Origin of the sequence: Paenibacillus sp. USDA918EY (genome assembly GCF_009870825.1) — a bacterium.
GTDB classification, from domain to species: domain Bacteria; phylum Bacillota; class Bacilli; order Paenibacillales; family Paenibacillaceae; genus Paenibacillus_AQ; species Paenibacillus_AQ albilobatus.
The window spans coordinates 483,188-503,283 of the sequence record NZ_WTWY01000001.1; the positions used below are offsets into that span (position 1 = coordinate 483,188).

9 protein-coding genes and 3 pseudogenes are annotated in these 20,096 nt (G+C 43.6%); 6 read left to right on the forward strand and 6 right to left on the reverse strand.

What is annotated here, in order from left to right:
• The 4 genes from GQY55_RS02365 to GQY55_RS02380 all read right to left on the reverse strand — a co-directional run bounded on the left by GQY55_RS02365 (position 1) and on the right by GQY55_RS02380 (position 6,070).
• A complete protein-coding gene (locus GQY55_RS02365; protein ID WP_160037749.1) occupies positions 1 to 2,223 on the reverse strand; it encodes a hypothetical protein in 2,223 nt (740 codons plus the stop codon).
• 90 nt (positions 2,224 to 2,313) lie between these two features.
• The gene (locus GQY55_RS02370; protein ID WP_160037751.1) at positions 2,314 to 3,879 is read right to left on the reverse strand and encodes an ABC transporter substrate-binding protein; all 1,566 of its coding nucleotides are present in this window, start codon (positions 3,877 to 3,879) and stop codon (positions 2,314 to 2,316) included.
• Positions 3,880 to 3,932: 53 nt separating this feature from the next.
• Positions 3,933 to 4,820 carry a carbohydrate ABC transporter permease gene (locus GQY55_RS02375; RefSeq protein WP_160037753.1) on the reverse strand — a complete coding sequence of 296 codons (888 nt, stop codon included), beginning with the start codon at positions 4,818 to 4,820 and terminating at the stop codon, positions 3,933 to 3,935.
• Positions 4,821 to 5,104: 284 nt separating this feature from the next.
• Complete coding sequence (locus GQY55_RS02380; protein WP_160037755.1) at positions 5,105 to 6,070, reverse strand: ABC transporter permease subunit; 966 nt, start codon at positions 6,068 to 6,070, stop codon at positions 5,105 to 5,107.
• A gap of 228 nt (positions 6,071 to 6,298) precedes the next feature.
• On the opposite strand from GQY55_RS02380, the gene GQY55_RS02385 reads away from it, so the two are divergent.
• From GQY55_RS02385 to GQY55_RS02405, 5 genes and pseudogenes are all read left to right on the forward strand, one after another.
• Entirely contained in the window at positions 6,299 to 8,668 is a 2,370-nt protein-coding gene (locus GQY55_RS02385) for a helix-turn-helix domain-containing protein (RefSeq protein WP_160037757.1), read from the forward strand.
• Between the two features lie 421 nt (positions 8,669 to 9,089).
• Complete coding sequence (locus GQY55_RS02390) at positions 9,090 to 13,202, forward strand: Ig-like domain-containing protein (protein WP_160037759.1); 4,113 nt, start codon at positions 9,090 to 9,092, stop codon at positions 13,200 to 13,202.
• Between the two features lie 199 nt (positions 13,203 to 13,401).
• Positions 13,402 to 14,203 (forward strand): annotated as a pseudogene (locus tag GQY55_RS31750) (substrate-binding domain-containing protein).
• A gap of 119 nt (positions 14,204 to 14,322) precedes the next feature.
• Entirely contained in the window at positions 14,323 to 14,868 is a 546-nt protein-coding gene (locus GQY55_RS02400; protein WP_160037761.1) for an RNA polymerase sigma factor, read from the forward strand.
• Positions 14,869 to 14,927: 59 nt separating this feature from the next.
• Complete coding sequence (locus tag GQY55_RS02405; protein WP_236575356.1) at positions 14,928 to 15,584, forward strand: anti-sigma factor; 657 nt, start codon at positions 14,928 to 14,930, stop codon at positions 15,582 to 15,584.
• An 88-nt stretch (positions 15,585 to 15,672) separates the two neighbouring features.
• Here the strand turns inward: GQY55_RS02405 and GQY55_RS02410 are convergent.
• Both GQY55_RS02410 and GQY55_RS02415 read right to left on the reverse strand, forming a co-directional pair.
• Positions 15,673 to 16,269 (reverse strand): annotated as a pseudogene (locus tag GQY55_RS02410) (ABC transporter ATP-binding protein); the annotation flags it as partial.
• 1 nt (position 16,270) lies between these two features.
• Positions 16,271 to 16,936, reverse strand: a pseudogene (locus GQY55_RS02415) (ABC transporter permease); the annotation flags it as partial.
• Between the two features lie 522 nt (positions 16,937 to 17,458).
• Here GQY55_RS02415 and GQY55_RS02420 point away from each other — a divergent pair.
• Complete coding sequence (locus tag GQY55_RS02420) at positions 17,459 to 19,561, forward strand: DUF5054 domain-containing protein (RefSeq protein WP_160037767.1); 2,103 nt, start codon at positions 17,459 to 17,461, stop codon at positions 19,559 to 19,561.
• Positions 19,562 to 20,096 lie beyond the last annotated feature (535 nt).

A 20,096-nucleotide genomic window follows, 5' to 3' on the forward strand; every position in this document is an offset into this window, starting at 1 on the left:
CTATTTTTTCAGTTCAAATTGTATCCGTTGTCCTGCTGAAAGTGGAACGGTTTTCATCTTTTCAAAGTAATTGCGCATCACATGCATTGTGTTTGTACGTTCGTCAGCAAGCAATGTGACCGTTGTGGCGTATGCCGTGGGGTTATACATTTCGAGCAAAACAGAATCCGAATTCCACGCTGTAACATAACATTCGACATGGTCAAACACCTGCAATATGTGGCTTGTAAAATCCACATAGACCCCTGGTACTTCCACAAAGGTAAGCAGCATGGATACTTCAGGCCAGTTGGAACCATATAGGAATTCCCCAACCGTTTCTTTGCCTTCCCAGTCGCTTGTTTGCACACGTTCGTTCATATAGCCTGAGGGCAAATATTTCTTTTCAAGGGTGAATTCCGGATTTTCTGCCAGAGATACATACTGCGGCAAACTATGTGCAATGGCGTAAAGATGATGGAGATAGTTCACGCTGCCCGTAAAGCGGTACAGTTTAAGAAGACTATTGCCTGAAAGCGTGCAGATCCCCGGCGCAGAGTGTTTGTTCTGTGCGTTGGCAAATACCGTGCCGCTGCTGTGCACGCTACGTCTAGCTGCGGTACTGTGCGCAGGGAACACAAAGTCATAGCTCATAACCCATGTCATGGCAATTTCGCAGGTTTCTTCCGCATAAGCAAGCCAAATGCTCTCTTTCGTCGTTTCAAACAGCTGCAAATAGCTTTCCAGCATCGCGAACGCCGCCTCGCTGTCCGGTGCCTGACAGATTTCGCCGGGACAGCCGTTCAGCATCCCTTTTTTTACATAGTTGATGTAATAATACTCCCCGAGCTGTACTGCAACATCGCGGTATTCCGTACACTGAAAATACTCGCTTGCCAGTGCCAATGCGCCCACAGCCATACATGCTCCGGCAGAATTACCTATCACCATTTCTTCTGCAGCCATATCAATAAACTGTCCGAGCTGCCCATATTTTCGGAAAAGTCTCACAAATGCATCGCAAAAAGCCTTTACAGGCTGCTCAAGCTCTAACGTGGAATGGCCGTTATCCGATAGCCAGAATAGTTGTTTTACCACGAAATATAGCAAATCGGCATTTTTTCGAACCAACAAAATGGTGTCAGGGTTACTGTTACCGCCATCACCATAAAATTTTCCGTCTCCATACATGCCATATACCCATCCGCTAGGATGCTGCAAGCGCGAAAAAATAAAGCGGAGCGTAGACAGCGCCCGCTGCCGTGCTTCCGACGAATCTTCCAGCAAAAACGGATAGCAGTTAATGCCTCCGCCAATCCAGCCCGCTTGCCAACACTGTTGAGGGATATTCCAGTCGGTTCCTACAGAGTAATATCCTTCTTTTGTAAAGTTCTCCTGTTGGTACTTTTCTTTGATGCTTGTATACGCCTTATAGAACGGCACGTTATAAAAAATGTTTGGGTTTTCCAAAGTGGTTTTTGCGCCGTTTACCAGCTTGAAAAAATCTTGCAAAGATATTTGCTGCCATTGAAAGACACAGACAGTCAGCGTTAGTGATTGCCCCTGTTTAAACAAAGCGCCGGTATCTTGTGAAGGAGCTAAGTTATCTGGACGAAAGCCTTGTCCGTCGTTTTGATCCCCAAAAAAATATTGTGTGGCTTCACGTACCCCCGGAGCAGAAAGCACAAAAAAGGCCTCACGATCGGTTTGATTTTCATCCACGGTAAAACCTGTATAATAACTGCCGCATTGGTGTTCGCCCAATAGAACAGAACCGGATTGGCCATTAAAATCATAAAATCCGCATAAAGGTGATGCCATATCACCAGAAAGTAAAGAAATTTGTGATTGCGTCTTCTCAAAATCCAGATGGGGAATACTCGTAATGACTTCGGCATCCGCATAAGAGCAATTTTCCGCAGGTTGATAGTAAGGCGGATATTGTAGAGGTACGCTTGTAAAGCGATTGCCGTTATAAACTGCGCCGGGCATCAACACATAGTTGTCTTTTTTCCATTGCTCCGTTTCCATCGAAAATGAAAAATTCATCGGATAGGTTGTATCTTCATGAAAAGACAAGGTAATATCCAATCGTTGTCCATGCGGAAGTAGTTGCGTTGTGATCGAAGCACTGCAAGGGTACTGTGAAAAAGTATATTGATTGTTTTCCGGATTCACCGGGACTTTCTCATAGTCCAATACTTCACTGCCAGCAAAAGATTTACACATAAGAGAATAGCGCATATCGGGTTCCTCTCTATATTAAACTAATTAAAATAGAAATCCGGTGTACGATATAATTCAATACACCGGTTATCACAAATGAGCGCGAGACTATTTCTTGGCTTTCCAGGCGTCATATTGAGCCTGTTTTTCTTTGATGATGTCGTCCACGCCGGCAGTTTTCAGGCGCTTTAAGAATTCAGGCAATGCTTTAGTTGGATCTATGGAACCGGAACTTAGTGCCGGAATCATCTCCGTGGTAACTGCAGCGCAGTTTGCAACCTGAGTCTTTACTGGAGAAGGGTCGAATACGAAGCCAGTTACTGGCGAGATCTCTGCCGTTTTGTCCGTTTCATAGACAAATTTTTGGACTTCCTTCGAAGTCTCACCATCTTTGTTCTTGTCATATTGAGCACGGTTAAAGGTTGGGCTGTAGGATTGACCGATTTGCCATTCGTTAAAGTTGAAATTGTATTTGCCTTCAATTGGCGTATACGTGCCTTTTTCGTCGTATTTGTAATCAACGCCTTCTTCACCGAGCGTAATCAGCTTGTACAGATCATCGTTTGTATTTAGCAGCTCAATCAGTTCCAGAGCTTTTTCAACCTTTTTGGAATCGGCATTGATGGCAATAGCTGCGTTGGAACCGGCTCCTGCAGGAATCATCGTACGAGTGGTGGATACGGATACAGCAGGAGTTTTTCCATTCTTTTGAGTCATGGACATGGCAAGGTTTTGGTCAGGCACGTCAACGGAGTCAGGGAAGCCGTAGGTTTTTTCAGCGACAAATTTGCCGGCTTTACGGTCAGGAGAAGTATCTTTTACCGTTGCGCCATCCTTGCGAACATACCCTTTGACGTACCAGTCACGCATAATTTCAGTAAACTTTTTAAAATCTTCAGTCTCATACTGATTGATGACTTTGTCCGGATGATCGAGGTTAATCCATCCAGGGATGGTCAGATCGCCAACAGCTTCCATATTCCAGTAGAGCGGCTCGTTTGCAAACAAGCTGTGAGTAGAGCTGGTTTCAAAACCGATCATTTCAGGATGCTTTTCGAGCGCTTTACCAAGGAAAGGTCCAATCATTTCGAGCGCTTCAACGGTTGGCTTGCCTTTTACAGCCTTCCAGTCGAAGCCGGTTTCTTCCGCAATGTCTTTACGGAACTCAAAACCGTTTCGCTTCGCGGAGCCCCACTGCTGGTAGTTAACAACTGCATAGATGCGGTCTTTTACTTTCACGCCTTCCCACTGGCTTTCAGGAATTCGGGAATACGTTTTAGGCGCATATTTAGGAAGGAGGTCGGTCAGATCAGCATAAGCACCTTTGGCGGCATTTTCAAAGAAGTTCATGCCACCCCAGCTTGCAGTGAATGCGAGATCCCAGTCGTCGCCGGAATTGATCATCAGATTCATTTTGTCAGCATAAGTACTGCTGTCTACCAGAATCAGATTCAGTTTCGCGTGGATTTCTTTGGCAATGATTTCGTTAGCTTTCTTCATGACACGGTCAAAATCATTGACAGGGCTATTCATCATATAGAAGTTGAGCTGGGTCAGCTTATCATCACCCGTAGCAGGATCACCGGTAGAGCTTGCGTCTTTCTGTCCGCAGCCGGCCAGCATCACAGTAAATAGCATTGTTACAGACAACAAAATCGCGGAAAATCTTTTCATTGTCGTTCCCCCTATCATTTATTTGAAATTTTCCGGGTTGCTTTCCGGTAAAATTACTCTTTAACAGCGCCTATGGTCAGGCCCTTTTCAAAGTACTTCTGCAATAACGGATACAGCAAAATAATCGGACCGATGGCGAGTACGCAGGTTGCCATGCGCGCGCCTTCACTTGGCAGCATGCCAATAGCTGACTCCATCGACTGCGAAGCTTGTGCGTTCGACTGCAAATATCCGATATTGTTCATTAAAGATTGTAGCAGATATTGCAGGGGCCGCAGTTTTGGCGATTCGATGTACAATGAGGCGGTCATCCAATCATTCCAGTATGCAATAGCTACAAATAAACCGATGGTCGCCAGCGATGGTTTGGAAAGCGGAAGCGCAATCCGGAAAAAGGTACGGATTTCACCCGATCCATCGATACGCGCTGACTCAATTAATGAATCCGGAATCGTGCGGAAGAAGTTTTTCATAATCAGCACGTTAACCGTCGACACCAGATAGACGATGATCAGTACCCAAATGGTATCCTTCAGATGCAGAATTTGCGTCAGCAAAATGTATTGAGGAACGAGACCGCCGTTAAACAAAACCGGAAGATATACAAAGAAAGTGAGAGCTTTACGATGAGTTACTTCGGGTCGTGTCAGCGAATACGACAGCATAGAAGTAATCAGCAGATGCAAAACTGTACCAACAACGGTCACAAAAATCGTAACTCCGTATGCATTTAAAATAGAGCCTGCTCCGTTGAATACATACTGGTAAGCTGACGTGCTGAACTCCTTGGGCCAGAAGCGATATCCGTCAAGCATCAGCGATTGCTCGCCCGTAAGCGATATGGAAACAACCAAAAGCAGCGGAAGGATGCAGGCAAGGCTCATTGCAATGAAAATAAGATGAATCACCATTTTTGAAAAATGTAGCTTTCTTAGAAGCATGTATTTCCCTCCCAAGTAGAAACGGTTTATGTTTTTTTCAAAGACAGTATCCGTTTCTGCTGACGGTCAGCAAGGACAAATTCTATCCTTACGGATCGATTAAAATGCGTGTTCAAAAAGGCCGGTTTTCAGCACCGAGAAGGTTGAATAAAGCTAGGGACTGAGGAGCGGAGCGTACGTTTTAGGTACGTGAGCACCGGAAGTCCCGGGTGAATTCAAGATTCGATGTCGAGTTACTTCTTGGGTTCACTTCGTGATCAAAAGCGGACTTTTTGAACAACCTCTTAAAATAGTGCGCTGTCGGGATCTTTCTTTTTAATAATGTAGTTAGAGATCAACACAAGGAAGAAACCAACGACCGCTTGATATAAACCAATGGCCGACGCCATGCCGTAATCATTGATCTTTTTCAGCGAGCGGAATACAAGTGTGTCGATCACGTCTGTTGCTGGGTAAAGAGCACCTGCATCATTTGGAAGTGTGTAGAATCCGTTCCAATCGCCCAGTCCGCCATTGAATAATTTACCAACCCACAGCAGTGAAAGTACAATGATGGTTGGACTCAAAAGTGGGAGTGTAATGTATCGAATTCGCTGCCACTTCGAAGCGCCGTCCAACTGCGCAGCTTCGTAATAGTCGGTGTTAATCCCGGCAATCGCCGCCACATAAAGCACGGAATAATAACCTACATTCTTCCACAGATAGGCGATTGGCATAATGATCCGCCAGTAAGACGGCTCACTGTACCAGTAAATGGCTTCTCCTCCGTTCGAGGTAATCGTGCTGTTGACAATGCCGCGATCAACACTGAGCAGGCTGAAAAAAATGTACTGGATGACAATCCATGAGAGGAAGGTAGGCAGCAAAATGGAACCTTTATAGGTAGCAGAAACAAATTTGTTTTTTACTTCACTTAATAGAATCGCCAGTGCCAATGCGCAAAGTGTAACGGCAACGGCTTCTATGAGATTGTAAAAAAGCGTATTGAAGGTAACGGTTTTCGCTGCGTCGGATTTAAAGTAAAACTCAAAGTTTTTGAACAACGGATCCATCCATGGACTTCCGAGGATACCATCACGTGCTTTGTAATCTTTGAAGGCAATGAGAACGCCGGCCATCGGGATATAAAATAAGATTGTGATAAAAATTAATCCCGGTCCCATCATGAAATAGAAAGGTACCTGACGGCGCGCGCTCCGTAATGCTCTGTAGGATTTGCCCTTGTGAGACGGACTTGTAATCGTCTTCATTTATTTCACCCCTTTTCTTTGCAACAATATGTACATCTGCCATCATTGTAGTAAGGGGAAATTTCTTGCTCAACAAACAAATATGTTGATCTTTTTGTTTTTCAACACATCGCATCTCTAAAAACCAACGATTTCTACAAAGTGTTATAAATTGTTGAGGCGCAATTTAATTGACACTATAATAACAATTGAAATCATACCAGATAGCCGCATGATTAGGAGGTCGCAATGAAGCTCTCATATAAGACCAAAAACCGCAGCACTAGCTTTCTCCGCAAAGCTTTTTTTTCTTTTTTGATGATCACGATGATCATCACTGTTTTACTTACGACTTTCTTGACATTTACTTATTTACGCACTACGAATGCATTGATTAGCCGCTATAACGACAAACTGATTGCACAGTCGAATTATAGCATTACCTATCTTGACGAAACCGCAAAAAAATTAGGCAATGCGCTGTACAGCGACAAAGACATTATCCAATTTTTAAATATGAAGGAAAGCGATGAGCGCGTAGCGCTATTAGCAAGCAAGGTCATTGATAAGCACTTTCTGACACTGAAAGATATTGACAGTGTTTATCTTTACAATGCGGGATTGGACTTGTTCTATTCCTCACGGAGCGGTGAACGTCGATCAGCATCCGCATTTTCAGATCAGGCGATTGCCAAGTTGTTAACCGACAAAAATTTTGTAGCTGAGTATCGCGGTCGCCCCATTGCTGGATCTGTAAATGAAGCAACACAATCGGCAAATGTATGCTCTTATATACTGTTTGAACCTGGCGCCACCGCATCCGGTTTGAAGAATGCCGTCGTTGTCAATATTCGAACGAAAGCGCTTACGGACTCCATCCAAGCCATTAATAGTAGTGATCCTGTACCGGAAACGTCTTTTTTAGTAGTTGACGCCAAAGGTTCTATTTTAAGTATGGCACTTTCACCGGAGTTCGGTCATGACATGAGTGAGGTGCGGGCATTAAGCCAGAAAGCACAGGTACTGGACGGCAGCAGCAATCAGGTGCAAAAAATCGGCGGAATCGGTTACCTTGTTTCGAGCAGCAAAAGTAATGCAAACAACTGGTACATCATGGGCGTTACGCCCGTTAAAAAAATCTTTAAAGATGTAATTACGGCGTCGATCATATCTGCAGGTATAGTTGTAACCGTATTCATTTTTTGTGCGGTCATTTGTCTGTTTTTGGCACGCAGGCTGAACAATCCTATTCAAGCCATGACGAAAATTATAAACGGAGAATCTCCGGAAAAAAGTAATTCACTTGTGTCTGGAACGGAAGAGTTTCAAGTTATTCTGTCTGTATTTGACTCCATGAAGGAGCAGAATCTGCAGCTCGATAAAATCATGCGCGAAACAGGGTATGCTGCCAAACAAGATTTTCTAAATGCTCTGCTAAGCGAAAGTACAACGTATTCAATGAAAACCGTAAGGGGAAAACTTCATGACTTGCATCTGGATTATGTCGCCTCGAATCAACTGTGTATGTGCCTTTTTAAAATTGACAACTACAATAAGTTTATGGCTGTAAATAGTCAGAAGGAGCGTTGGGCATTGCGCTATGCGATTGTAAATATCGCAACAGAAATTGCTGAGAATTACGGCAATTGCGAAATTTTCAGCTGTGACTCCGATAAATTCGTGATGCTTATGGATTGCGAAACGGTATCGCAATATAAGGTGCTACAGGATAAAGTTGAACGTTTATTAAGCGAAATACAACGGAATACGCAAGAGTATATTCATATTTCGCTGTCTATGGCGTACAGCACGATGTTCCAGGGGCTGGAACATTTGCCCAGCATGTATAACAATATGAAGGGTTCGATTCTTTTGAAAATGCGCTATGGGCACGGCTGCATCATCACTCCCTACATGATGGATGAAATCAATACCGATGAATTCCATATTTCAGCCAAAAAGGAGGAACAGCTGATCGAGGAAGTGCTGGAAGGTGATTGTGAAGAAGCTAGTAGAATCTATCAATCGATTAGTCAACAGCTGTATCAATATACCTATAATGAGATTTTGTTCTGCATTGTACATTTGATTTACAGAATCTATTCGGGCGTATTCAGTAAAGTGCCAGCCATAAAGGACAATCAGGATCTGACTTTGCAGGAGTTTTTGCAAGATGTACAACATGCAGAAGTGGGGGCAGATATCGATATTTTAATGAATGCGTTTTTACAAAAGCTCAGCCATAAGGTAACGGGGATCAAAAACACATCCAATAGCAACGATCTTTTGGTGCAGCGCATTATCGGAATCGTGGAACAGGAATATTCCAACACCGAACTGTGCCTCAGCTCCATTGCCGAAAAGTTGCGCCTATCTCCGAATTATGTAGGCCATTTGTTCAAAGCAGCACACGGACAGTCGATTGCGCAATACATTTTTGACTGCCGCATGCAAAAGCTGGACGAATATATGCGCAACACCCAACTGCCTTTGTCGTCCATCGTTGAAAAGGTTGGTCTTGAAAAGAACAATTATTTTTACACGCGGTTTAAAAAGCATTTTGGCATGTCCCTCAGTGAGTATAAGCTGCAGCTTGGACAAGAAATCGATGTCAATTAACCAGTTATGTTGTATTAAAAACAGCCTTTTTCCTTATGGGAACTGGGCTATTTTTTTGTTAGCTAGAAGAAATTAGAGAAATTATTAAAATTATGAGTTCAAGTGTTCATTTATATTGTAGAAAAACATGAATAACTACAGTTTTTGAGATTGCTGATTTGAGATTACCTCGACTACAATGCAGGTAACTTTGCTGCATATTTTTACAAATCTTGGACTTGAATTCATCAAAAGTATGCAGCCTTAGCTAGGGGGGGGATTTATGAATAGGTTTAAAGCCAGCATCGCCGGTATGAATTTATAAAACTCAATCCCGAAAAAAATGTAAGCGCTGTACTTTCGGTAGAAGAATCACCAGGCGTATTTAGTAAAGTTGGCACATAGTGAGAACAAATACAACTAGAAAGGAAGAGGTATGATCATGGCTAAGAAGAAATTCTTCAGTTACATGCTTGTAATGTGTATGGTATGCACTTCATTATTTGGCTCTACACAAAATGTTCGGGCAGAAGAAGGAGGAGCAGAAATTTCTCAAAATCAAAATCGAATACAAGCCGAAATCTTTGTTTCACCGAATGGAAATGATAAAAACGATGGCTCGTACGACAAGCCATTTGCAACTCTGCAAGCCGCAAGAGACGCGGTTCGAAAGATCAATCAGAATATGACAGGTGATATTTACGTATTTATTGCACAAGGTAAATACTATCTTGATGAAACGATTACTTTCGACGAAAGAGACTCCGGTACGAATGGTTATCATATCATCTATCGAAATTTAGATGGATTGGCTAGTGCCGAGATCATCGGCGGTAAAGTTGTTGACACACCATGGAAAATAGTTAAAAGAACAGGTGCTGACGCTGACTTACCGGCTGTTGCAGAGGGTAAGGTATACAAAACGCACGTTGGCACAGATGTGATTTTTGATACTCTTTATGTAAACGATAAACGTGCAACACTAGCACGTACTCATAATTTAGATAAGTATAAACGCTTTCCATCAGCTTTAACTCCATACATGAAAAGTGCGGCAGGCGGAATTGGTGACCTGATCTATAGAGATGGTGACCTTGATCAAGAGTCGATAAACGGTATGGTAAACGCCCAAAAACGTGGAGACTTGGATGCCTCCGTATATATGTGGGACGGTGGTTATTGGGATTGGATGACGGATACGATTCCAATTTCGGCGATTGATACCGCAAGCCGTAAACTTGCATACAAGACGGTCCCGGGAAAACCGGAAATGTACAGACCTAAATATAAAACAGGTACAAATGCAAGGTATTTTGTTCAAGGAAATTTAGGTTTCTTGGACGTTCCCGGTGAATACTATTTTAATAAAACGACTGGAGATTTGTATTATTATCCCGAAGGAAAGATAAAGGATAATGAAATTATCATTCCTACTGTCAAAGAAGTGATCCGTGTCGAAGGCTCCGATCGGGAACATATGGTTTCAAATATTGAATTCAGCGGCTTGCAATTCAAGGACACCAATACGACGGATTGGTACGCCTATGGTTGGAACTGGGGAGATGCAGGAGCCGGTTTAGGTTTTTATCCTCCGGAAGCAAAAGGAAGCACGCAACCATCCTATGCCGAGCAATCCGAAAGAATAGAGTTCCAATACGGTGTGATAACGCTAACGAATACTAAAAACATTACGATTTCCAAAGCACATATCAAAAATTCAGGCATGTTTGGAATTAATCTCTATTTGGCTAACCAAAACACAGTGATCAAGGACAGCCTTATTGAATATACAGGTCATGGAGGTATAACCATCGATGGCGGTTACCCTGGTGTGGCTGGAGATAAAAACGGAGATGGCTATAGCAGAAATAATACGATAGCGAATACGATTGTCCATGATATTGGCGAGCTCATTGGTCAGGCTTCAGGGATCACGATTCAGCAGTCAAGCTATAATACGGTATCTCATGTAGAGGTCTATAATTCACCAAGAAGAGGAATTTTTTTAACAGCCGGATATAGTCGCAACCCAAATGTTGCTTTCCCCAATGGCGATAAAGATTTCAATATGATGACGGATATGTATACTCACCATAATAAGTTTGAATATGTATATTTGCATGATGCTCAACAAGACGGTGGAGATGATGGAGCTTTCTTTGCATGTTATTTATACAAGGGATCACAAAATTACAAGCCTAACTACTTAAACCAGGCTATTATTGATAACACTGGCCCGAATCCTACCATGGCTGATTTGGGTCCGAATGACATAAACCTGGATATGGGAGCCTCAGGCATGGAGTTAAGCAATGTTAAAGCCACGAATCCAATGAACTTTAACATAGAAGTGAATACGATTACCCAATATGGGGATGTAATCAAGTTTGATAATACGAATGTTAATTATGGAACACATACGAATCATATTAAGGAATTTGACGACTCCAAGATGGAGTATGACAAAATTGGAGTATCGTCAGATTATCCTAAGGAATATTTAACAGGCAGAGACCTCCTTGCAGAACCGGAAGATATTTATTTTAAAGAAAACTTTGAAAATGGACTGGATGACACAGTTTGGTCAACTCAAAACGGTCAGGCACAAATTTCAACAGAATTTATGTCTGAAGGACCTATAAACGGAAAACAAAGCCTGGAATTGCTGGATAAAACTCAAGTATTCAAGAATTTTCCTGAAATGCTGAACAAAGTCGTTACGATCAAGATGTTTGACAGACAAAATAATAATCTGGCTTCGTACGATTCAGGGCATCAGAATTCGGCTAAGGTTACATCCATTGCACGAGTTGATGATGGTAAGAATATGGTCGGTATGGGTTTGGATTATGATACGGCAGATCGATATATTATCCAGATTGGAGATCAAAAGGAAGCTACCGACATCGTTAGAACCTTTGGATGGCATGAGCTAAAGTTTGACTATACATCAGGTACCGATGTCAAGCTTTATATTGATAATCAATTCGTGAAAACCTTACCTGCTTCCGGATTTGATTATATCTCGCTTGGTTCTGATCATGGCAGAGGGCAAGCCTTCTATGATGAGCTTTATGTGTTTGGCGGGGATCCAGCGACAATGCCAATCCCTCCATCAAATATCCCGGCACCTCCAGTATATGATGGATCAGAAGATAATAAGCAACAGCTTAAACTGGATTTTGAAGATGGAGAAGTTCCTGCTTTTGACAAAATAGGTGGTATGCCAACTGTAACAAGTGTTGTATATGATGCCGGAAATCAAGTTTTAAAGGATGAGATTAGAGACGGCAGCGATTTCTATGAAATGAATGCCCCTTGGAATAATTATCTGGTTAATATGAAATGGAAACTTGAAGGATGGGGTGAAACGGATGTTCTTGGGGGTGCATACGATAACTTTACGATTTATGTAATGGCATCTAATGAAGGTTTAGCCCCTGGTAAAGCACCGTTATCCTATCAAGTCGTTTATCGAAGAAATAAAAATGGAACCGATGGTTTTCCGGCGGGTACTCCGTATTTTGAAATATCGAAACATACGGCCAGCTCAGATAAATCATTAGGTAAAGTAGGCGTACCGGATGGATTTAATGCGAATGAATGGCATGATTTGCAGATTCAAACCTTTGACGGGAAGATTGGTTTCGTATTGGATGGACAAAAATTGATATCTGTTGATGACGGTCAGTATAAATCAGGCGGGGTAGGCTTTGGAGGAATTAACGCCAACGTTTACCTGGATGATATTGAGATCATATCCAATCCGAAATACGTAGATTATGGGGATGATCTCGGACTGGGAAATGCGGTGTTAAATGGTAAATTTAATCCGGATTATTATACTTATTATGCTTCTATAACGGACGCCGGGAAGCCTATTACATTCAAGAAACCGATTATCGTACTTGGTGGAGCAGAGATTAAACTGCAGATGAATGGCAAAGAAATTCAAATTGAAGGTGATCTTGCATCGATTTCACCAGATCAATTGGTGAATGGAAAGAATATTTTAGTCTTGACCGAAATCACTTCAGCGGGAAGTAAAGATTATACCGTTTATATGGATAAAAATTATGAGATCATTTCCATAGAAGGTATAGAAGATAATCTATCAACTACTGTTGATCATGCTCCAAATTTACCCCAAAAGGTTACTGTTACTTTTAAGAATGGTGGTTCTCAGGCTGCTAAAGTGAACTGGGGTTCAGTAAATCCATCATTGTATAAGAACCCGGGTACATTTTCCGTAAAAGGTCAGCTTGCCGATCTAAAAGGCGCATTAAGCACATTTAGCGTCAATGTAACCGTAGACGGCATACGATCCATAGATAAGCTGGGCAGTGTGACTACTTTATCTGGTGCCGTACCAAAATTGGCAACAACAGTTAAAGCGCTGTATCTAAATGATACCAGAGAGCTGCCACTGACTTTTGCGGAATTGGACCCCTCCTTATATGAACGAAAAGGAACCATAATAGTGGTTGGTACTGCCGAAGGATATAATGGAGATATTTTGCAAGTCGTAGAGGTAAGGGCTAAAAAAGGTTCCTAGCTCCTATATTAACGGCAGGTTGAGGTTAAGGCTTAGGTATCTGTGGTGATGATCGGAACACAAGAGAATGAGAATCCATTTTGATCAATCATTTTTTCAAAATGGATTCTTTTTATTTGTAAAATCAAACCGTTTACAGCCTCCTTTCGTTTCCTTTAATAGTACCGATAAAAATCATGTATGAAATGGAGGAAGAATCATGAAGAAAACCGTGTTCCTGTCAGCCCTACTGCTCTTTGTCTTTACGGCTGCCGGATGGTCAGCCTATGCAAAAATGGACAATAAGCCGGCGACCCAAGCGACACCAAATTCCAGCCAAAGTGATCATGTCATCCGGGTGTACGGGCCGGGCGGACCACTTGGACCGATCAAGGAAGCTGCTGAACATTTTTCAGTTAAAACGGGAATCAAGGTGGAAGTAACAGCCGGACCAGAGGGCAATTGGATCGACCAGGCAAAGCAAAATGCAGATATTATCTTCGGTGGCTCCGAGTACATGCTGCAGGACTTCATCTTTAACCACCCGGGAATGATCGACACGAAATCACGAATGGAGCTTTACCCGCGTGCTGCAGGAATATTGGTGAGGAAAGGAAATCCTAAGAAGATTGAAAGCCTGGAGGATTTAACGAAAAAGGGAGTAAAAATAATCGATGTGAATGGGGCTGGCCAGCTTGGCCTGTGGGAAGACCTGGCAGGCAGAAAAGGGCTGATCGAAGGCCTCCCAAAATATTAACCTCTCTGTAAAGTCGAGTGCTGAAGCCATTGAACGATGGAAATCGAATTCCAGCCTGGACGCCTGGATTACCTATGAATCGTGGCATTACCGGCTCCAGCATGTGACCGACCTGGTCAAACTGCCCGAAGAAGAAAAGCTCTATCGTGGAACGCCGATCGCCCTGACGAATATCACCGATCAGAAAAAAGAGGCACGGCAATTTATTGATTATTTAAGAACGGAAGAATCTCATCAAATCTTTCAAAAATGGGGCTGGAAGTAAGCAGCGAAACAGAATTTGAATAAGCCTGCCTAGGGAACGATCAGTCGCGGTCGTTCCTATTCTTTCTTTTAAAATAGTAAAATGGCAATATATTTTTATCCAATAGCAGGGAGTGCCATATGAAAGAAAAACACGATGCGGAATTAATGAGATTGGTAAACGAAAAACACCGTCACGCATTAGAGGAGCTTTATGATCGATATATAAAGCTTGTTTACAGCTTTGTTATGAAGTTTTGCAATGGGAATGAGGATAAGACGAAAGAGATTATTCAGTTGGTCTTTTTGAGGTTATGGACAACAAACAGCCAATACGATCCCGCTCAAGGCAGCTTTGTCAATTGGCTCCTCACGATTACCCGCAATATTTGTATTGACTATATCCGCAAAGAGAAGAAGCATACTGAGCACCATCAAGAGGAACATGAAGAGATCGCCGACCCTGCCAATGAAATCGAGCAACGAGTAAATATGAATAATATTGCGATGGCGAAAAACAAATTGCCGACGGCGCAAAGAAAATTAATCGATATGCTTTATTGGAAAGGGTACTCTCTTTCAGAGATTGCCAAGCTGGAACAAGAGCCGCTCGGCACGATTAAAAACAGGCTTCACCAGGCTCTTAAAGGATTGAGGAAGCATCTGGAACTGGAGGATATAACATGAGAAGAGATTGTGATCATTTAATTCCATATATAACAAATGAGCTCAAGGAGAGCGAACACATGGCCTTTGTTGAACATTTAAAGAATTGTACGGATTGCAAGAAAGAATATCAGGAATTGTCCCAGGTCTGGCATGCTTTGCCGTTTGATTATACCGAAATGGAGGTGCCCGAGTCGCTAAAAGGCGAGGTGCTGGGGTTTGTTTTTCACAAAAGGAAAAGTGGTACGGAAACATTCATGGCGAAGATGAGCAAGCTTGCCATGATGCTCAAAAGCCAGTTCACCCCGGTTTCAGCCGGTATCGTGGCCGTCTTGTTGCTTGCGATTATTGGCCTTGGAATAACAAATATACAGGAAATAAATCGCCATGCCGAAGATATACCCATTGAAATTTTAACGGCCATTCCCTTAAAAGCAGCCAATCAAAGCCATCCGGGAACCAACGGCATCGCCTATATTGTCCAGCAGGGATCAAAGAAAAATTTGGTGGTGCAGGTTCACGAATTGCCAGGCGTCGTAGGTTCACAGGTGTACCAGGTTTGGCTGCTGAAAAACGGCACGAGGAAAAATGGCGGCATATTCAAGCCCGACGAACACGGATCCGGGATACTGACCTACCAGCTCGCCGAAGGGCAGACTTTTGACCAAATCGGCATCACCGTTGAACCGGACGCCAACAGCAGCCAGCCAAGGGGAGAAAAAATAGCGGGGTCATAGATATTAAGTGAAAAGGACAGATAATTTTGTTTCATCTGTTTTTCGTGTACGGTGGATAGAACTCATTATTCCATAACTTTGGAGGGGACTATACAATCAATCCATCCTTCATCGTAATGCTACGATCCGCATAAGGAAGCATTTCCTCATCATGGGTGACCATCAGGGTTGTAATGTGCAGTGTTTTGGTCAGATCACGGATGAGTGTCATCACGTCTCTGGAACGCTTCGAGTCAAGACTTGCCGTCGGTTCATCCGCGAACAGGATTTTAGGTTTGTGGATGATGGCGCGGGCGATAGCAACGCGCTGTTTTTCTCCACCGGATAACGATGAAGGATAAGCATGTTTCCGATGATCCATTTCGACCAACTTGAGAACTTTGGCGACTTCTTCCTTTTGCTCGCGTTTGTTCATTTTGGACTCCGCCACATCAAGCATGAGCATAAGCTGGTCTTCAACGGTAAGGAACGGTACCAGGTGAGTGGATTGAAAAACAAAGCCAAACCTGCGTGCGCGAATCTTGCGAATCTCTTCCTGAGTCATCTCCGTCAAGTTGTTCCCGTCAAACTGCACCTTCCCACCGGAAGCGCGCTGAAGGCCGGCAGCGATGGTAAGCAGCGTGCTTTTTCCGTAACCGGATGCACCCACGAGGGCTGTGAGTTCCCCTTCCTGCAGGGAGAGGTTTGAGGGACATGTTTTCTGCCTTATAGCTTGAGATGGTGTTAAGAAACTCATTCTTTGAAAAGGATTCTAATCCCGTAATCGAAGTTGCTTTATCTTCTCCCGGGATGAACATCAGTTGCATTCCCTTCGCACGGTAAAACTCTTTATAGTTATCCATGTTAATAAAGGCGACAGGGGCGTGGCTGTATTTTTTTTGATCCACGAATTTAACGACTTTAAATTCACCGCTGAACTGATTATTCGTTAATACATCTCCGACTTTAATGCCATTTTTCTCTAGGGAACGGTCTAACACAATTTCCCCCGGGCCGACTTTCTCAAAGAACGGGGAATCCGTCGAAGTCACGAAAGCTACGGTATGCTGCTTGTCATCCGCATCGTTCACAAAGCCCATCTGAATGGAAAATGCCTCGGCGTCCTTGTTTTCCTTCATTATTTGATCCTGTAAGCTTGGATCTATTTTGGAGAGATTATACGTTTGTTTCGCTTCGGTATTCATATAAAAATGTCCCTTGGGCAAATCTTTGATTAGGGCAGCATTCTCTTGGGACAAACCGTATGCCAATCCCGAGATGATAAATGTTAGAAAACTAACCAGAAAAATAATCGACCCTAAGATAATAAACTTCGCTTTGCTTTTCTTCATTTCTTTCCATGCCATATTCATGATATTTCCTCCATTTCATGGGTACACATCAGTATATGTTTGTACTATGAACGGAGCATGAACGGAACATGAACGGAACATGAACGGAACATTACAATTATGGCGAATCGTGATTAAGAATGAAGAAATCTAGGTCGGATTTCAATGAAAAGTTTATTTTTTGGTAAGCGAAATAACGATTTATTGAATAAAGTATTACTTTTTATTGAACTCAATCTCCATTTGCTTGTGTATATTTTGGATAGTGAAATTATAAATCATGTCATGATATCACAAAAAGATGAAGGAGAAGCAGATCATGAACAACATGTGCGACCATTTATTGCAACAAAATCATTAAAATGCACGTGACCGGCGATGGGGATCTGATCGGACCGAACGAAGTCAGTTTGGTAGGTTGTATCGCGGCATGGGTAAAACAAAGGGAGTGAAAGGAGAAATCGTCCTCTCCGCATCTTGCTCCCGGATTTGCGCGAACGATTTTGTTATTAAAGGGGAATAAATGAACTGGAGGTATAGTATATGAGCGGCATCCAAACCGTTCACGTCGTATTCAAGACCCATCTCGACATCGGGTTTACGGACATGGCGCAGAACGTAATAGACCAATATTTCAAGTCCTATATCCCAAACGCGATCCGGCTGGCCGAGCAATTGCGGCTTGAAGGCGGTCCGGCCCAATTCGTATGGACGACCGGTTCCTGGTTGATTCACGAATATTTGAAACAAGCCGGCGAACAGCAGAGAAGAAACATGGAGAACGCGATCGCTGCCGGGAGCATCGTCTGGCACGGATTACCATTTACCACTCATACCGAGCTGATGGACCCCGCGCTATTCGAATACGGCTTGTCGATCGCTCAGAAACTGAATGCACAGTATGGCGAAAGTACGATGACGGCGAAAATGACCGATGTCCCCGGACATACGATTGCGATGGTTCCTCTCTTGGCGAAATACGGTATTCGCTACTTACACCTTGGCGTCAATCCGGCGTCCAAAGTGCCAAACGTGCCAGAAATCTTCGTATGGAGAGCGCCGGACGGCTCGGAAGTAGTCGTCAATTATGCGAACAACTATGGCGATACGGTGCAGATTGACGGATTCGACGAGGCTATGGTGTTCGCTCATACGGGAGACAATTGCGGGCCGCCTACCAAGGAAGACATCCAGGCAGAGTTTGACCAGTTGTCCGAAAAGTTCCCCGGCGCATTGATTCGAGCCTCCACGATGGAGGCCTTTGCTTCCAAATTAGTCACCTTGAAAGACCGTTTTCCGGTTGTGGAGGAAGAGATCGGCGACACCTGGATTCACGGGGCGGCGTCAGATCCGGGAAAATTACAGCAGTATCGGGAGATGCTCAAACTTCGGGACAGGTGGACGGCGGAGGGACGGTTCGATCCTGCAAGCAAGGAATACGCCGACTTTTGCGACAAACTCTTACTCATCCCGGAACATACGTGGGGATTGGATGAGAAGAAATTTTTACCCGATTTCAAGCATTATTCTCTACGTGATTTCCAGGCGGCGCGGCAGGCCGACACGGTATCGAAAGATGCCATTCCTGATAAGTACCGCTATATGGGATCGTTCGCCATGAATGAGCATGACCGTCTTTCCTCGGAATTGTTTGCCTTGTCAGGCAGAAGAAGCTTCCGGCTCTTCGAAAGCTCGTGGCAGGAGCAACGAGGGTACATTCGCCAGGCTATTCAGTGCCTGTCTGAAGATAAACGGCTTGAAGCGGCAGCGGCCATTCAGGCTTTGGCGGCTGTACCGGAAGAATGCAAGGATGGCCACAGCCTGAACCCGGGAAGGCCCCATTCTCTTGGGTTGTTTAAGGTTGAATTCGATACGGACGGATCAATCTGCAAACTCGTCGACCGGCGCGGGAAAGTATGGGCAGACGAATCTCACCGCTTGGGCCGCTTTGTATACGAGACTTTCGGTCTCGAAAATTACCACCATTGGTTCGAGCATTATGTGGAGCAGTGGAGCAAGACGTACCATTGGGCGGACGCCGACTTCGGCAAGCCCGGCATGGAATTTGCCGAACCAAGGCCGGAATACAGACAGATTTCACCGAATCTAATCTGCATAACGTCTTGCTCGAGAGAGATATATGACTTGGTGCATGTTCGGCTTGCCATGCCTTCGGAATGTGTTCAGGTACATGGAGCTCCCCGAGAAATACGTATCGATTACAGGTTCCATAGGTATCAGCAGAAGATTGATATCGATATCAGTTGGTTCAATAAGCAGGCGAATCGTCTCCCGGAAGCCTGTTGGTTTACGTTCGCGCTGAAGGTGGATAATCCGAATCTATGGAAGATGGATAAGATGGGGATGAGGATCTCTCCGTTGGAGGTCGTCAAGAACGGCAACCGGAACTTGCATGCGGTAAATGCAGGAGTTAATTACCGTGGCAGCGATGGTGAGGCTATGATCGAAACGCTGGATGCGCCTTTAGTAGCGCCAGGCGAGAAGAGACTTCTGCAATTCGATCATACCTTCGTTTCGTTGGACGGCGGCATGCACTTTCTTCTATACAATAACGTTTGGGGGACGAACTTTCCGATGTGGTACGAAGAAAATGCCATATTCAGATTCGTCATCAGCCTGGATTAACAAAGACGGTAACCGCAATCATTGTTGCACTTATAGCCTTCTATTACTCGCAGGATGCGGGCGCGGCGGCCTTTTGCCTATAAGGCAATCAATCCGCTTGCTTCAATAACCGTAACCGTGCCGCATGATCAGTTTGGAGGAGTACCTGTAAGGCCTTGGTTTCAGGTGGCCGGCTTTCAAAATCAATAGTCGACAAAGGCTTCTTCCCATCCAGGGAGGAAGCCTTTGTCGTTAGAAGGTGAAATTCGTAGAATTTCAAAGAAATGTTTATTTTTTGGAGAGTATGACGGCGGTTGATTGAAGAAATATTTATTTTTATTTGTTTACTCCAATCGATTGCTTTTCTATAGTGAGAAACAATCGGTAGAGGCAACCCCATTAGCGTTAGAACTAATTTTGGAGTTTTCTAGTCCCGCAGTCTGAAAATTATTTAGTTGCCTAAATTTTTATAGAAACTTAAAGAGGGGGATAGAGTTGGTAATACCTTCGGAACGTTCCCATATCAATATCAAAATTTGAAAGCGTCATCATTCCA

Coding starts and splice junctions, on each gene's coding strand:
- GQY55_RS02405 (WP_236575356.1), top strand. CDS start 14,928: ATGGCCTTTGTTGAACATTTAAAGAATTGTACGGATTGCAAGAAAGAA.
- GQY55_RS02420 (WP_160037767.1), top strand. CDS start 17,459: ATGAGCGGCATCCAAACCGTTCACGTCGTATTCAAGACCCATCTCGAC.
- GQY55_RS02375 (WP_160037753.1), bottom strand. CDS start 4,820: ATGCTTCTAAGAAAGCTACATTTTTCAAAAATGGTGATTCATCTTATT.
- GQY55_RS02380 (WP_160037755.1), bottom strand. CDS start 6,070: ATGAAGACGATTACAAGTCCGTCTCACAAGGGCAAATCCTACAGAGCA.
- GQY55_RS02365 (WP_160037749.1), bottom strand. CDS start 2,223: ATGCGCTATTCTCTTATGTGTAAATCTTTTGCTGGCAGTGAAGTATTG.
- GQY55_RS02400 (WP_160037761.1), top strand. CDS start 14,323: ATGAAAGAAAAACACGATGCGGAATTAATGAGATTGGTAAACGAAAAA.
- GQY55_RS02390 (WP_160037759.1), top strand. CDS start 9,090: ATGGCTAAGAAGAAATTCTTCAGTTACATGCTTGTAATGTGTATGGTA.
- GQY55_RS02385 (WP_160037757.1), top strand. CDS start 6,299: ATGAAGCTCTCATATAAGACCAAAAACCGCAGCACTAGCTTTCTCCGC.
- GQY55_RS02370 (WP_160037751.1), bottom strand. CDS start 3,879: ATGAAAAGATTTTCCGCGATTTTGTTGTCTGTAACAATGCTATTTACT.